At 62.3% G+C, this 15,613-nt stretch carries 15 protein-coding genes; 3 read left to right on the plus strand and 12 right to left on the minus strand.

What is annotated here, in order from left to right:
* The first annotated feature begins 208 nt into the window (after positions 1–208).
* The 3 genes from IEX16_RS14565 to IEX16_RS14575 are packed head-to-tail and all read left to right on the plus strand — an operon-like array spanning position 209 to position 3,082.
* On the plus strand, positions 209–1,357 hold the full coding sequence (locus tag IEX16_RS14565) for an ABC transporter substrate-binding protein (RefSeq protein ID WP_188709211.1): 1,149 nt from the start codon (positions 209–211) through the stop codon (positions 1,355–1,357).
* 14 nt (positions 1,358–1,371) lie between these two features.
* Complete coding sequence (locus IEX16_RS14570; protein ID WP_188709212.1) at positions 1,372–2,211, plus strand: shikimate dehydrogenase; 840 nt, start codon at positions 1,372–1,374, stop codon at positions 2,209–2,211.
* A 16-nt stretch (positions 2,212–2,227) separates the two neighbouring features.
* Positions 2,228–3,082, plus strand: a complete 855-nt coding sequence (locus IEX16_RS14575) for an amidohydrolase family protein (protein WP_229676357.1) — start codon at positions 2,228–2,230, stop codon at positions 3,080–3,082.
* Positions 3,083–3,246: 164 nt separating this feature from the next.
* On the opposite strand, the gene IEX16_RS14580 is transcribed toward IEX16_RS14575, so the two are convergent.
* The 12 genes from IEX16_RS14580 to IEX16_RS14635 form a co-directional block, all read right to left on the minus strand.
* Positions 3,247–4,131: an NAD(P)-dependent oxidoreductase gene (locus IEX16_RS14580; protein ID WP_188709213.1), complete on the minus strand. Its 885-nt coding sequence runs from the start codon at positions 4,129–4,131 to the stop codon at positions 3,247–3,249.
* 32 nt (positions 4,132–4,163) lie between these two features.
* Positions 4,164–5,129, minus strand: a complete 966-nt coding sequence (locus tag IEX16_RS14585) for a Bug family tripartite tricarboxylate transporter substrate binding protein (RefSeq protein WP_188709214.1) — start codon at positions 5,127–5,129, stop codon at positions 4,164–4,166.
* Between the two features lie 255 nt (positions 5,130–5,384).
* Entirely contained in the window at positions 5,385–6,704 is a 1,320-nt protein-coding gene (locus IEX16_RS14590) for a TRAP transporter large permease (RefSeq protein ID WP_188709215.1), read from the minus strand.
* Positions 6,701–7,177 (minus strand): TRAP transporter small permease, encoded by a 477-nt coding sequence (locus tag IEX16_RS14595; protein ID WP_188709216.1) that lies wholly within the window; start codon positions 7,175–7,177, stop codon positions 6,701–6,703. Before IEX16_RS14595 ends, IEX16_RS14590 begins: the two co-directional genes overlap by 4 nt.
* A gap of 243 nt (positions 7,178–7,420) precedes the next feature.
* A complete protein-coding gene (locus IEX16_RS14600; RefSeq protein ID WP_188709217.1) occupies positions 7,421–8,125 on the minus strand; it encodes an ABC transporter ATP-binding protein in 705 nt (234 codons plus the stop codon).
* Entirely contained in the window at positions 8,122–8,913 is a 792-nt protein-coding gene (locus IEX16_RS14605) for an ABC transporter ATP-binding protein (RefSeq protein WP_188709218.1), read from the minus strand. Before IEX16_RS14605 ends, IEX16_RS14600 begins: the two co-directional genes overlap by 4 nt.
* Positions 8,910–9,875, minus strand: coding sequence for a branched-chain amino acid ABC transporter permease (locus IEX16_RS14610; protein WP_188709219.1), 966 nt, complete (start codon positions 9,873–9,875; stop codon positions 8,910–8,912). Before IEX16_RS14610 ends, IEX16_RS14605 begins: the two co-directional genes overlap by 4 nt.
* A complete protein-coding gene (locus IEX16_RS14615) occupies positions 9,875–10,750 on the minus strand; it encodes a branched-chain amino acid ABC transporter permease (protein WP_188709220.1) in 876 nt (291 codons plus the stop codon). The genes IEX16_RS14610 and IEX16_RS14615 overlap by 1 nt, the downstream gene beginning before the upstream one ends.
* Positions 10,751–10,933: 183 nt before the next feature.
* The gene (locus IEX16_RS14620) at positions 10,934–12,106 is read right to left on the minus strand and encodes an ABC transporter substrate-binding protein (RefSeq protein WP_188709221.1); all 1,173 of its coding nucleotides are present in this window, start codon (positions 12,104–12,106) and stop codon (positions 10,934–10,936) included.
* 192 nt (positions 12,107–12,298) lie between these two features.
* The gene (locus tag IEX16_RS14625) at positions 12,299–13,303 is read right to left on the minus strand and encodes a PDR/VanB family oxidoreductase (RefSeq protein ID WP_188709222.1); all 1,005 of its coding nucleotides are present in this window, start codon (positions 13,301–13,303) and stop codon (positions 12,299–12,301) included.
* A gap of 113 nt (positions 13,304–13,416) precedes the next feature.
* The gene (locus IEX16_RS14630; RefSeq protein ID WP_229676358.1) at positions 13,417–14,214 is read right to left on the minus strand and encodes a GntR family transcriptional regulator; all 798 of its coding nucleotides are present in this window, start codon (positions 14,212–14,214) and stop codon (positions 13,417–13,419) included.
* 193 nt (positions 14,215–14,407) lie between these two features.
* Positions 14,408–15,502: an aromatic ring-hydroxylating dioxygenase subunit alpha gene (locus IEX16_RS14635; protein ID WP_188709223.1), complete on the minus strand. Its 1,095-nt coding sequence runs from the start codon at positions 15,500–15,502 to the stop codon at positions 14,408–14,410.
* Positions 15,503–15,613 lie beyond the last annotated feature (111 nt).

Below are 15,613 nucleotides of genomic sequence, written 5' to 3' on the forward strand. Positions count from 1 at the left end.
GAAGACCCGCCCATGGCGCTGCGGTGCGTTGAGTCGGAAGTTGACGGTATGGATGGCATTTCGCGAGAATGAGCAGCCTGATGTCCCGTCGTGCGCAAAATCGCGCGCTGGAAGCCGGTGATCCAATCGGGAAGGGTAAGGCGTACTAGCCTGCCGCTCTATTTCAATGAAGCAACAGCAAAGTCATTTAATTCAAACCGGAGACAACATGCAAGCCCCTTTTACCTTGAAATCCCTGTTGGGCGGGCTGGTCCTTGCCGCGGCCAGCGTCACATGTGCCCAGCAAACTGTGCCCATTTTTGGCCTCGTCGAGCTCAGCGGCACGGGCGCCACATCGGGCAGTAATTTCGACAACGGGGTCAAGCTCGCCGTCAAGGAAATCAACGCCGCGGGCGGTATTCTGGGTCGCAGAATCAGCTACTTGTCCTTGGACACGCAGTCCAACCCAGGCGTGGCCAAGGCCCTGGCGCAAAAGGCGGTAGACCAGTCCGCCTATGTGGTGATGGGGCCGGTGTTTTCGGGCTCCATCATGGTCAGCATGGCCGAGACGCGGCGCGCCGAGATTCCCAATTTCACCGGCGGTGAGGCGGCGGCCATCACCCAGCAAGGCAACCCCTACGTCTTCCGCACCTCGTTCACGCAGTCAACGGCCATGCCCAAGATCGCCAGCTACATCCAGACCACGGTCAAGGCCAAATCGGTGGACGTCATCTACGTCAACAACGACTTCGGCAAGGGCGGGCTGGACGCAATCAGGAAAGAGCTCGAAGCGCGCGGCGTCAAGGTCGTCAACGCCATTTCGACCGAGCCTGGGCAGATTGACTTCAGCGCGCCTGTGCTGCGGACCAAGCAGTCGGGCAGCGACGCGGTCTTCATCTACAGCAACGAAGAAGAGTCCGCCCGCGCCTTGCGCGAGCTGCGCAAACAGGGCTACGACAAACCCATGATTGGCGAAACCGTGCTGACCAGCCAGAAGGTGATCGAGCTGGCCGGCGATGCGGCCAACGGTGCGGTAGCGCACGTGGGCCTGACGGCCGACGCACCACAGCCGCTGATTCGAAAATTCGGCGACGCCTTCCAGGCCGAATACAAGGTCAAGTCCGACCACAATGGCCTCAAGGGCTACAGCGGCATGTACATCGTCAAGGCGGTGACAGAAAAACTGGGCAAGTTCGACTCCAAGGCGTTCGCCGCAGCCATGAAAGGCGTGTCATTGTCTGTCAAGGACCATCCGGGCATCCTGCTGGACGTGAGCTATGACGCCAATGGCGACCTGGACCGCGAGAGCTACATGACCAAAGTCGAAAACGGCAAGCAGGTGATCAGCAGCGTCCTGCCACCCGTCGGCCGCAAATAAGGAATCCCGCAAAAATGAGTTCACTTCCCTTCGGCCTGGCCGGTGTCATGGGCTGGCCCGTCGCGCATTCGCGTTCTCCCAAGCTTCACACCCACTGGCTTGAAAAGTACGGTCTGCTTGGCGCCTATGTGCAACTGCCGGTGGCGCCCGGCAAGCTGGACGTGGCTCTGCCCGGTCTGGCGGCGCTGGGCTTTCGCGGTTGCAACATCACCATTCCCCACAAGGTGGACGCCCTGGCGCTGGTCCATGAGGTGGACCCCAACGCCAAACGCATGGGCGCGCTCAACACCATCGTGGTTCAGCCCGACGGATCGCTTAAGGGCTTCAACAACGACGGCTTTGGCTACATCCAGAGCCTGTTGGACGCGCAGCCCGACTGGCGCGCAGACGCCGGCCCTGTCACCGTGCTGGGCGCAGGCGGCGCGGCGCGGGCAGTTGTGCTCAGCCTGGCCGACCGTGGTGCCAAAGAGATCCGGCTGCTCAACCGCACCGACGCCAAGGCCCAGGCACTGGCTGCGGAATTTGGCGCCCCCGTCAAGGCCATGCCCTGGAGCGAGCGGCATGCGGCGCTCGCCGATGTGGCGCTGCTGGTCAACACCACCAACCAGGGCATGCACGGCAACCCGCCGCTGGAGCTGTCGCTGGACGCCTTACCGCGCCATGCGCTGGTTTCTGACGTGATTTACGTCCCGCTGGAAACTCCCCTGCTGGCCGCTGCGCGCCAACGTGGCAACACCACCGTCAACGGCCTGGGCATGCTGCTTAATCAGGCGCGTCCAGCCTTCCACGCCTGGTTCGGAGTGATGCCCGAGATCACGCCTGAACTGCGGCGCTCCATCGAAGCCACTCTGTGAAAGTGGCGTCCTGGGCATGTCACCCATGACAGTGGATGCGTCGATTTACAGCGCACCCAAGGTCGACTGCCACTGTCATGTGCTGAACCCCGAGGGTTTTGCCTACGCAACGGACGTGGCCTACCGGCCTGCGGGCCAGGAAACGGGTTCGGCCGATTACTTTTTGCAGGTGCTGGATGCTTACGGCGTGAAGCACGCCCTGCTGGTCGGGCCCAACTCCGGCTATGGCACGGACAACCGCTGCATGCTAAGCGCCATCGCGCGCAGCAACGGCCGCTTCAAAGGCATTGCCGTTGTTCCGAACGACGCGCCAAGGTCTTATCTGCAGGAGCTCAAAGCGCAGGGCATCGTGGGCGCCGCCTTCAATTTTTCACTGCACGGGCTGGACCACTACCGCACGGCTGCGCCTTTGCTGGCCAGGCTGGGGGAGCTGGGCATGTTTGTGCAGATTCAGGTGGAAGGTAGCCAGCTTTCCTCGCTCTCGCCCTTGCTGCTCGACGCGGGCGCAAAAATTCTGATCGACCATTGCGGACGACCCGATCTGGCGCGCGGTGTCAAAGGCGACGGCTTTGCGGCCCTGCTGGCCCTCGCGAACAGCCAGCGCGCCACGGTCAAGCTGTCGGGCTTTGCCAAATTTTCCGCTCAGGACTTTCCATTTGCAGACACCGCGGCTTTTACTGGCGCCCTGTTACAGGCCTTCGGACCAGAGCATTGCGTCTGGGCGTCAGACTGGCCATTTCTCAAAGCCTCACGGCGTCTGGACTATGGCCCGCTGATGCAGCTTCTTGTGCAATCGGTGCCTGATGCAGAGGACCGGCACAAGATACTTTGGAGCACGCCCCTGCGGCTGTTCGGCTTCGGTGCGGCTTGAATCTCTGGCTACCGCGTTTTTGATGGCGCACCAGACCCGGGGATAAGGGGCGAACGGCAGAGATTTCATTGGGAAAATCTGCTCACCCCGGGAGTCTGCTCACGCGCACTTTGGAACGAATTAGCCTTTCGCCCTTAATCGACGGCGAGAATACGCTATTAACTTTATAGTGGCTTGCCTGCCAGCAGTTTGTCGGCGTAGTCCTGCCAGCGGGCGTCTTTACCTACGCCGGCAAACACGCCGGCCCCAGCCTGGTCAGCCACCCACTGCTGCTTGTCGGCAATCGCAGTAGCCATGAAGGGCTCAAAGCCCGCCTCGCGCACCGTGTTGGCTGCTTCGCGCATTTCCTCTGCGCGGCGCTGCCCGTGTTGCACCACCCGGCTGAAAAAGTAGGCACCCTGCTTTTCCCAATCGATGCTGGGAAAGGTTTCGGCCAGCGTAGGCAACACATGGTCTTCCACACCGTAGGCCCGCGCCGTGTTGTAACTCTCGATCACCAAGGCCTCCAGGCCCTTGATCATCACGCTGCGGCACATTTTGATGGCGCTCGCCACGCCAAGCTGGTCGCTGACCGCCTTGGCATCCATGCCCCAGGCATTAAGCACCCCCGCCAGCTCAGCTGCCGATGTGCCGCCCAGCAGCATGGGCACACGTATGCCATAAGGCGGCACCGAGGTCATCACGCCAGCCTCGACATAGCGTGCACCAGCCGCCTCAATGAGTTGCGCGGCCTGCTGCTTGGTGCCTGGGGATGCGGAATTGAGGTCCAGAAAAACCGCGCCGTGGCGGATATGCGGCGCGGCGGCCTGCGCCACCGCCAGTGTGTTGGATGCAGTGACGGCTGAAATCACCAAGTCGGCCTGCGCGCACAGCGCGGCCATGGCGTCGCAGGCTGTAAGGCCGGCCTGCACGGCCTGTTCACGGCAGGAAGGATTGGCGGGAAACTTGAGGTCCCAGGCGCTCACCGCGCTCACTTGCTGCTTGAGACCCGCAGTAAAAATCCTGCCTACTTCGCCATAGCCGACCATGCCGATGTGCTGAAACTTCACGATGTGCACCTCCGCGCTGCAAAGCGCAGATTTTATTGCGTCGGAATTTTTGCGCGGACGATCACATCGCCCCAACGCTTCGTTTCGCTGGCCAGCAATTCGGCGGCCTGCTCGGGTGAGCTGGAGCGCGCTTCCACATTGAGTTCTTTCAGCTTTTTCTTGACGTCGGGCGAATTGACTGCAGCCACTATCGCCTTGTTCAGGCGGGCGATCACGGCTTTCGGGGTTTTGCCAGGCGCGGCAAGGGCATTCCAGCTGGAGGCGACAAAGGTCGGCAGGCCGCTTTCTTTCGCGGTGGGCACCGCGGGCAACACCGCGGCACGTTTTTCGCCGGTAACAGCCAGGGCACGCAGCGCCTTGGCATTGATCTGTGGCAGCACCGGCCCCAGAATTTCCACGGCGGCATCAATCTGCCCGCCGCGCAAGGCGGTGATCACCGCAGGCGTACCGTTGAAGGGAACAATTTGCATGTCTGCTCCTGATGTGCTCTTGAACAGCTCGGCCGTCAGGTTTTGTGTGCTGCCAATGTTGATGGTTCCAAGGTTGAGCTTGCCAGGGTTGGCCTTGGCGAAAGCCACCAACTCACCCAGTGTCTTGAACTTTGAATCAGCCGGCGTGATGATGGCAATGTCAAAGAAACCCATGGTGGAAACCGGCGCGAAATCGCGCACGGTATCAAACGGCAGCGACTTGAACAGGCCCGCACTCACGGCCGTGCCATTGGACATCAGCAACAGCGTGTGGCCGTCCGGCTCGGCCTTGGCCACCGCGTCACCCGCCACCACACCGCCGGCGCCCGGCTTGTTGTCGATGATCACAGCCTGGCCCAGCGACTCGCTGAGCTTGCTCGCCACGTTGCGCGCGGTCAAGTCCGCCACACCGCCCGCGCCAAAAGGCACAACGATTCTGATGGGTTTGCTCGGAAAGGTTTGTGCCATGGCCAATGAAGCGAAGGTCATGGACGCCAGCAAACTGCAGGCAAAACGTTGGAATGTCATGGAATGGTTTCCTATGGTGATTGTCAAATTCTGACCGATACCTCGCCAGGCCGAAAGCCTTGCAGCCCTCTAGCAGCCAGAACAAAAATGCATAACGCATGCTGACCCATGCATAAAGGCCCTCCCGCCAGGAACCACGCTTTCAGTATTCCTTCGGAAGGCCATGAAAAAAATGAGCCCTGCCCCATGGCAGTTGGGCGCAGCCAGCTATCAATTCAATAACACGTCAAAAAAAAACAGCAGCGCCTGCGCGCGTCACCCGACGAACTTGACCAGCCAAAGCGATATGGGGGGAAACATCAGCAACAAGATAGTGCGGAGAACGTCGCTGACCAGGAAAGGCATCACGCCCTTGTAGCTTTCCGAGATCGGCACGTCCTTGGCCATGCCGTTGACCACGTAGACGTTCAGCCCCACTGGCGGCGCCAGCAGGCCAAAGCCCACCGTCATCAGCACCATGATGCCGAACCAGATGGCTACGGATTCCTTGGGCATGCCGAAGTCCAGGCCCATCACCACCGGGAAAAAGATCGGGATGGTCAGCAGGATCATGGACAACTCGTCCATCACCGCGCCCAGCACCACGTAGAACAGCAAAATGCCAGACACCACCAGCACCGGTGCAACGCCCCAGCCCTGGATCACGCTGGCCAGCTGGGCTGGCACCTGGGTCAAGGCCAGCGCGGTGTTCATCATGTCCGCGCCGATGAAGATCATGAAGATCATCGCACTGGCACCCGCCGTGGAATAAAAGCACAGCTTGATCTTGTGCAGCGTCAGCTCCCGCCTGAGCAGAGCTGCGACAAAGGTCGCCGCCGCGCCCACGCCCGCACCTTCAGTGGGCGTGAACAGCCCGCCGTAGATGCCGCCAAACACGATGGCGAAAATGATCGCAATCGGCGCCACCGCCAGCACACCGGCCAGCGTCATGCGCGGGCGGTCCTCGTCATGCTCGGGCGCATGGCCGGGGAACAGACGCACATACACCGCGATGGCAATCATGTACCCGAACATGGCAATGATGCCGGGGATGGTGGCCGCTGCAAACAACTTGGCAATGTTCTGCTCGGTCAGGATGGCGTAAATCACCAGTGGGACCGACGGTGGAATCAGTATGCCCAGCGTGCCGCCTGCCGCCAGCGTGCCGGTGGCGAGGCGCCCGGAATAGCCGTGGCGTTTCATCTCGGGCAGGGCCACCGAGGTGATGGTGGCCGCCGTGGCGATGGACGAGCCGCAAATGGCGCCGAAAGCCGCGCTGGCCATCACCGCTGCCATAGCCAGGCCGCCGCGGAAACCGGCCATGACCACGCTGGCAAACTGGAACAAGGCCTTGGAGATGCCGCCCTGGGTGGCGAAGTTGCCCATCAGGATGAACAGCGGAATCACCGACAGGTCGTAGCTGGCGAAACGCGCGTAGGCCAGCCCGTTGAGGTTGTTAAGAAACGGCGCCAGTCCGACCTGGTAAAGGTAGCCAAACACACCCGCGACAAACATGGAAATGGCGATGGGCACACGAATCGCCATCAGGCCCAACATGCAGGCAAAAATAAGGCCTGCCAACATCAAGGAACTCATTTGGCCTGCTCCGGAAAATCGCCATGCAAGGTTTGGGTCACGGCGATCAGGCCGGTCAGCACCATAGGAGGCACCATGAAGGCGTAGACGATCCACTCGGGAAAGCCCAGCATCATGGTGGAGGAGTTGGACGTGAAGGCGCTGATGCCGCCCACCACGGTACGCCAGGCCAGCACCAGCAGCACCACACCCAGCAGCGCACTGCCCAGGCGATCCAGCCGGCTGTTGGCGGCAGCGGACAGGCGAGCGGTGAAGAAATCCACGATGATGTTTTCACGCCTGAGCTGGCACAGCGGCAGAAACAACGCTACCGCAGCGCCGGCAGCGGCAGCGGTCAGCTCATAGTCGCCAACCAGCGTGGTGCCAATGGTGTTGCGCCCGATCAGGCTGATGCAGGTAATCAGCGTGATAACCGTCAGGATCACACCCGCCAGAACCGCGCAGGCTCCGGCCAACAGGGAAAGCAACTTCAATTCATCACCCTATAAGCGTAAAACTGCCCTCTTCGCCTTCACGGCGAAACAGGGCAGCAATGAGGGAAAAACCTGCAGACCGCGAGCGACCTGCGTGTGCCGATTATCGTTGTACCTGGCAATCATCGCACGCGCCCCGACGGCCAGCCTGGCACCGCTTGGTGCTTGATGTCATGGGCGCAAAGCAGCTGGCAACTCAATAGCGCCTTGGCATTGAACTTCAGCGGCGGCATGGAGGCGGCGTCAGCGCGCCACGCCCAGGTGCTGCTCCAGTAAGTGCGGCTGGTCGCGCAGTTGCTGCGCCGTACCGGCATGCACCACGGTGCCGCGGTCCAGCACCACGGCGCTGTCCGAAATCGCCAGGATGGCCTGTGGATGCTGCTCGACGATGATGGCCGACAGGCCTTCTTCACGCGTGATGCGGCGGATCGCGCGCAGCAGCTCTTCCACGATGATGGGCGCCAGGCCTTCGAGCGGTTCGTCGAGCAGCAACAATTTCGGATTAAGTACCAGCGCCCGGCCCACAGCCAGCATCTGCTGCTCGCCGCCCGAGAGCTGCGTGCCCAGGTTGCCTTTGCGTTCGGCGAGGCGCGGAAACATGGTGTAGACGCCGTCGGACGTCCACTTGCCGGGGCGTGCCACCGCGGTCAGGTTTTCATGCACCGTCAGCGACTTGAAGATGTTGCGCTCCTGCGGCACCCAGCCGATGCCGGCGGCCGCACGTTCATGCGACGGCAGCTTGTGCAGGGCCTTGCCGGCCAGGGTGATACTGCCGCCATGCTGGCGCGTGGCGCCGGCCAGGGTGTTGATCAGCGTGGTTTTGCCGGTGCCGTTGCGCCCCAGCAGCGCCATGGTTTTGCCGGGGTCCAGCGCCAGCGACACGCCCTGCAGCACCACGGCTTCGCCATATCCGGCGCTAAGATTCTCGATTCTCAGCAGTTCCATCACGCGTGCTCCCCGGCTTCAGCGCCATGGCCCAGGTACACCGCCTTGACCTGCGGGTCATTGGCAATTTGTTCCGGATCGCCCTCGGTCAGCACCGCGCCGTTGACCAGCACCGTCATGCGCGTGGCGAAGCTGAACACCAGGTCCATGTCGTGTTCGATCAGCAGCACCGACACGTCGGCCGGCAACGCCGCCACGGTCTGCAGCAACTCTTCGCGTTCGCCGGCGGGCACGCCGGCGACCGGTTCGTCCAGCAGCAACACGCGTGGTTCACAAGCCAGCGCAATCGCAATCTCGAGCAAGCGGCGTTTGCCGTAAGCCAGCACATTGGTTTTCTGGTTCATGACCTCGGTCAGATGAAACTGCTCAAGCAACTGTTCGCAGCGCTCGGTCACAGCCTTGCTGCTGCCCAGCGCCTGCCACCACTTGCGGCCCAGCCCCCGGTGCTGCGACACCGTCAGCGCCAGTGTTTCAAGAGGCGTCAAGGTGTCAAACAGCTGGTTGATCTGGAAGGTGCGCACCATGCCGCGCTTGACGCGCTGATGCGGTGCCAGCGCGGTGATGTCTTGGCCTTCAAGCGTGATGCGTCCCTCGGTGGGCTCCAGCACGCCCGTCAACAGGTTGATCAGCGTGGTTTTGCCGGCGCCGTTGGGGCCGATCAGCGCGTGGCGCGCGCCCTTTTTCAGATCCAGCGTGACATTGTCGGTGGCGGTGATACCGCCGAAACGTTTGACGAGACCGCGGGCCACCAGAACGCTCTCAGCGTCATGTCCATGAGTGGGAGTGTTCATTGCCTGGCCTTCCTGAACCAGGTCCAGGGCCGGATCAGCCGCTCACGGCCCACCAGCACCAGCACCACCAGGAACAGGCCGATCCAGAAGGTCCAGTACTGCGGAGTGATGCTCGAAATCACGTCCTGCATCAGCTTGAAGGCAATCGCGCCCGTCACGCCGCCATACAGCCAGCCGGTGCCGCCAATCACCAGGATCAGCATCACGTCGGCCGAGCGGTCAAAGGCAAACACGTCCAGCGAGGCGAAGCCGGTGGTCTGCGCCAGCAGTGCGCCAGCGGCGCCGGCGATACCGGCCGCCACGGTGTACACCACCGCCAGCCGTGCCGTCACCGGAATGCCGATCGCCATGGCACGCAGCCGGTTATCGCGAATCGCCTTGAGTGTGCCGCCGAAGGGTGAATTTACGAGGCGGCGTGCCAGCACAAAAAATACCAGCAGCACCACCAGCGAATACAGGGCCGAGGTGCGCCCATACAGGTCAAACTCAAACCGCCCCAACAACGGGCCCATGACCACGCCCTGCAGGCCATCGGCGCCGCCGGTCAGCCAGTCCAGCTTGTTGGCCAGCTCCATCAGGATCAGGCCCACGCCCAGGGTCACCATCAGCCGGGTCAGGTCGCTGCCGCGCATGATGGTCAGGCTGCACACGGCGCCGAGCAAAGTCGATACCGCAATCGCGAAGGCCAGGCCGACCAGCGGGTCGGGCATCACGTGTTTGGAAAACAGGGCTGCCGCATAGGCCCCCATGCCGAAGAAGGCCGCATGCCCGAGCGAGACGATGCCGGTATAGCCGAGGATCAAATCCAGCGACACCGCAAACAGCGCCACGATGGCAATCTCATTGATGATCAGCGCGTGACTGGACAGCAGCAGCGGTGATGCCAGGGCCAGCAGCCAGATCGCCACTTCCCATGGCCTCCAGCGGCCGCCGATGTTGAGGATGTCGCGTGTGGTGTTCATCATGACTTTCCGCCCTGGCGCACAAACAGGCCTTGCGGGCGCCAGATCAGGATGGCAATCATCAGCGCGTAAACAATGAAGGCGCCGAGTTTGGGGATGTAGTACTTGCCGGCCACGTCGGCAATGCCCAGCAGCAGCGCAGCCAGCAGCGGCCCGGTGATAGACGACGTGCCGCCGACGGCGACCACGATCAAAAAGTAAATCATGAATTTCAGCGGAAAGGTCGGGTCCAGCCCCAGCACCTCGGCGCCCAGCGCGCCGCCCAGGCCGGCCAGGCCGGAGCCCATGGCAAAGGTGGTCAGGAAAACAATGTTGACGTTGACGCCCAGGCCAGCCGCCACACGCTGGTCGTCCACCGAGGCGCGCAGGCGGCTGCCGAAGCGGGTTTTGGCCAGCACGTATTGCAGGCCCACGGTCAGCGCGGCGCAGACCGCAATGATGAACAGGCGGTAGTGCCCCATGCCCAGCATCCAGGCACCTTCACCGATCTCGGTGCGGCCCTTGAGCCATTCCGGCAGTTGCACAATCTGCTGCGTCGAGCCGATGAAGTAGTCCGCCGCGGCCACGGCCATGAAGGTCAGGCCGATGGAAAACAGCACCTGGTCCAGATGCGGCTTGTGGTACAGCGGCCGGTACAGCGTGCGTTCCAGAATGCCGCCCAGCAGCGCCGAGCCGAGAAAAGCCAGCGGCAGGCATACCAGAAAGGGGACGCCCGCCTTCTGCATCAGCAGCACGGTGATGTAGCCGCCCACCATGGCAAACGCGCCATGCGCCAGGTTGATGAAGTTCATCAAGCCCATGGTCACGGCCAGCCCCACGGCCAGAATGAAGAGCAGCATGCCGTAGGCGATGCCGTCAAAAAGGATGGTGAGCATAAGGGTTCAGGTGAAACGGAAGGCGGGAAAAAGCAGGGGCATGAAGCCGGTCAGGAAACGGAGTCATGGATTGCGGATCAGGTCCGCAATGACAGAAAGCTGTCATGCCGGGCCTGACCCGGCATCCGTGCTGGGGCACACGCGACTGTGGAGCAACTCGGGCCGCGCAGACCACAATCCGTGTTACTTGGTTTTGCCCGGGTCCTTGACGTCCTTGATCACGTCAAACTCGACGTTGTGCAACTGTCCGTCCTTGCGTTCCACCTTGCGCAGATAGATGTTGTGCACCACGTCGCGGGTTTGCGCGTCGATGAACATCGGGCCGCGCGGGCTCTCGAAAATCTGGCCCTTCATGGCTTCGAGCAAAGCATCGCCGCCGCCCTGGCCTTTGGTGGCGCGCAGCGCTTCGTAGATGACGCGCATGCCGTCATAACCACCGACGGCCATGAAGTTCGGGCGCATGCCCTTGTTGGCCTTGCCGAAAGCTTCGACAAACTTCTTGTTCATGGCCGACGGGTGGTGAGCCGAATAATGGTGCGAGGTGACCACGCCCAGTGCGCCGTCGCCCATGTCGTTGAGCTGATCGTCGTCGGTCACGTCGCCGGTACCAATCAGCTTGATGCCGGCCTTGTCCATGCCGCGCTCGAGAAACTGCTTCATCACCGCAGCGCCAGCGCCCGAGGGCACAAACACAAACAGCGCGTCGGGCTTCAGGTCTCTGACCTTCTGCAGGAAAGGCGCAAAGTCCGGATTGCGCAGCGGCACGCGCAGCGACTCGGTGACCTGCCCGCCGTTGAAAGTCAGGCGTTCCTTGAAGAATTTTTCAGCGTCGATGCCGGGGCCGTAGTCACTGACCAGCGTGACCACTTTCTTGATGCCGTTCTTGGGGGCCCAATCGGCCAGCGCCACAGAAGCCTGCGGCAGGGTGAAGCTGGTGCGAACAATGTAGGGCGAGGCTTGCGTGATGCTGGACGTGGCGGCAGCCATCACCACCTGGGGGGTCTTGGACTGCGTGGCGATAGGCGCGGTGGCCAGGGCTGAAGGCGTGATGCCGAAGCCGGCCAGCACGTTGACCTTGTCGCTCACCACCAACTCTTGCGCCAGGCGTTTTGTCACATCGGGCACGCCGGTGTCGTCCTTGAGGATCAGCTCGATTTTTTTGCCGGCCACGGTGTCACCGTTTTGCGCCATGTACAGGCGCGCGGCGGCCTCGATCTGGCGTCCGGTAGACGCCTGCTGGCCGGTCATTGGCAGGATCAGGCCGATCTTGAAGGTATTGGCCTGGGCAAACACCTGCGCGCTGGCAAGCGTCATGGTGGCCAGGGCCGTGGCCTGAAGGAAGCTTCGTTTTTTCATGTCATGTCTCCTGAAGAATTATCGAATCGATTCGGATACTGCTAGGAACTGCTGATGTCTACAGCCTGGGTTTTACCGCTGTTGCGGCGCTTACTGTGACGGCAAACCCGCCCCGCGGCAATAGCAATTTCAGACTGCTAGTTATAGCAATATGGAATAACTGATCGGCCAACCAGCTGTTTACCGCCGAATTTAGCCCTGAGGCTCGGGCCGGTAAGCCGAATCCAGCGTGAGCGAACCTACCACCCGCGACACGCAGGGACAGATTCGCCGGCTCTCCTGCTTCTCGTGCTCGCTCAGAAAGACATCGCGGTGGTCGGCCTCACCCTCCAGCGCCAGCACATCCATTGTGCACAGGCCGCATTCGCCGCGCCGGCAATCGGCAATCGCTTCTACGCCGGCTTGCTCCAGCGCGTCGAGCAAGGTGGTGTCGGCCGGCACCATGATGTCGATCTGATGCCGCGGCACACACACGCGAAAGGCCTGCGCAGGAAAGCGGCCGCTGCTGCCAAAGGTTTCAAAACGCAGGTCGGCCAGCGCGCGTCCGGCGGCTGTCCAGGTTTTTTTGATGGCTTCGAGCAGGGGCACCGGCCCGCAGGTGTACAGCTGCGCGCCTGCGGGCAGCGCCGCGATTTCGGCGGCCAGGTCCATGGTTTCGTTGCGCTCGCCGACAAAGGTCTGCAGCGCATCGCCCAGCGTCTCGCGCAGCAGCGGCAACAAGGCCAGTTCGTCCTGCGTGCGCACGCCGTAAAGCATGCGCAAGGTCGCACCGGTCTTCAGCGCATGGGCCTGCAACTGCTGCGCCATCATCACCAGCGGCGTGATGCCGATGCCACCGGCCACCAGCAGGTAGTGCTGCGCCGACAGGTCCAGCGGGAAATGGTTTTGCGGTTGGCTGACGGCCAGCGTGTCGCCGACGGCCAGCCGCCACATCGCCTGCGAGCCGCCGCGGCCATCGTCCATGCGTTTGACGGCGATGCTGTAACGCTGGCCATGACCGGCAGAAGGCAAACCCACCAAGGAGTAGCTGCGGATCTGCGCCCGGCCGTTGACCATCACCTCCATCTGCAGGTGCGCGCCAGCCTGCCAGGTGGCGGCGCTGCCCGCTGAGGGCTGGATCTCGAACTCACGCACCGTGGGCGTCAAATCGCGCAGCGCGACGACAGTGGCGGGGTACAAAGTTGTATTGCTTTTCATGATGGCATCAGTTGTTCAAAAACGGTTAGTTCATGCCCCCACCGTTCGGGCTGATCCTGTCGAAGCTTGCCGAATGCCCCTTCGACAGGCTCAGGGCGAACGGCAATATGTGTTCAGCCGCGGCGGCGTATCAGCTTCATGGCCTTGAGCGACTCCGGCATGTGTACGCCAGCCTGGCCAGACAGAGCGTGGCGCAAGTTGCGCTGCGCCAGGCGCGAGTGTTCGCGCATCAGCGCCTCGGCGCGTGTGCCCTCGCCGCGCTCGATCGCGTCCAGCACCTGCCAATGCTGGTCCTGCGCCACCACCAGCATGTCGCGCGCCTGCGGCGAGTTGGACTGCACCACCACAAAGGCCGAGGCCGATGCAAACGGCAGGCTCACCACCCGTTCAAGCTGGCGCACGGTAACCGGGCTGTCAGCCATCTCGTACAGCAGCGCATGAAATCGTTCGTTGATGTCCACATAGGCCGAAAAAGCCTCGTCCGTCAGCGCCGGGTCGGCCAACACCGCATCGACCTGGCGCAGGCAGTCGCGCGCCTCGGCCAGCACCACGGCCGGTGCGCCGCGCTCTGCTGCCAACCGCACCAGCAGGCCTTCGAGCGTGCCGCGCAGCTCGATCGCGTCGGCAATATCGCGCTCCGAAAACGCCTTGACCGCGTAACCACCGTTGGGCAGCGCCTCCAGCAGGCCCTCCTGCTCCAGCCGCATCAGCGCGGCGCGTATCGGTGTGCGCGAGACGCCGATGCGCTCGACAATCGCCAGCTCGGCAATACGCGTGCCGCCGGCCAGCTCGCCCGAGAGGATCAGTTCACGCAGACGCAGCAGCGCCCGCACCTGCGCACTTTCAGTGCCATTTTGGCCTTCAGCCCCTGTCGCATCTGTGCTTGTAGCTATCTTTTTTATAGTATTCATGAGGGCTTGTCCGGGTAGAAGCAGCCTGCGCGGCATGGATTGCGGATCAGGTCCGCAATGACAGAATTGGTCGTTGCCTCACCCCCCGCCTTGTCATGCCGGACCTGATCCGGCATCCAGACTGCCCGGCCCGCGAGACCCGTCAGGCCTGCGCGGCATGGATTGCGGATCAGGTCCGCAATGACAGACAAATTCATGCCGCCCGCCGGATCGGTATCACCGGCGCAGGTGAGGTCTCCTTCGCCACCAGCTTGTCGATCAGCCGGCGCGCCCACATCGAGCCGGCGTCAATGTTGAGGTTGTAGAACTGGTGGTCCGGGTGTTCGTCCATAGCGACCTGCTGCGCCTCCAGCACATGTTCATCCTCGCGGAAAATGGTTGCCACGCCTTCGCGCAGCTTGTGCGTCAGCGCCTGTTCACCCAGGCAGTAGTTGCGCGCAAAAGCCCAGAAGTAGTGGCAGGTGCCGTTGGTCTCGGGCGTGATGGTGTTAAGCACAAAACCGTTGACGCCCTTGCTGCGGTCGCCCGGCTGGCCGTCCTTCGGCATGGCGCCGCTGCCGGCCTCGGCCACACCGACGTCGATGGTCACGGTGCACGGCGCCTCGAAACGAATCACCTGCCAGCGATCCACCGGACCCGTGTAGTCGCGCGCATGGCGGATCTGCCCGGCCCAGAATGGCGGCGCCTCGATGCCTTCCATCCAGCGTGTGACGGTGGCGGTGCGGTCGCCGTGCGTCGCGACAAACGGCGCCTCGGCCACTTCCCGGTTGCCGATGCTGGAGCCGTGCACAAAGGCCTCGTGTGTCAGGTCCATCAGGTTGTCGACCACCAGGCGGTAGTCGCATTTCACGGTAATGAGTTTGCCGTCGCCGGCCCAGGCCGGATCGTCATTCCAGTGCATGTCGGGCACCAGCGCCGGGTCGGCCTGGACGGGGTCACCGGGCCAGATCCAGACAAATCGGTGTTTTTCAAAGACCGGAAAGCTGCGCACGCAGGCCGAGGGGTTCAGTGTTTCTTGGCTGGGCATGTGGGTGCAGCGGCCTTGGGCGTTGTAGACCAGACCGTGGTAGCCGCAGGTCACCTCGTCGCCGTCGAGCCGGCCCATGGACAGCGGCAGCAACCGGTGCCAGCAGGCGTCTTCCAGAGCCGCCACCGTGCCGTCGGTCTTGCGGAACATCACGATTTTCTGGTTGCAGATGGTGCGCGGCAGCAGCGCTTTGACCACCTCCACGTCATAGGCAGCGGCATACCAGGCGTTGAGCGGGAACAGGGCTTTTTCGGCTTTCATGGATACTCACTGTATACATTAATCATCTGAAATCAAGCGAAAACGCCTATTTTTAGTAAATTAGTCATATTTTTGTATTCATAAGATCTTCGAATTCATGCTTTAACATGG

Origin of the sequence: Polaromonas eurypsychrophila, assembly GCF_014641715.1 — a bacterium.
GTDB classification, from domain to species: Bacteria; Pseudomonadota; Gammaproteobacteria; order Burkholderiales; family Burkholderiaceae_C; genus Polaromonas; species Polaromonas eurypsychrophila.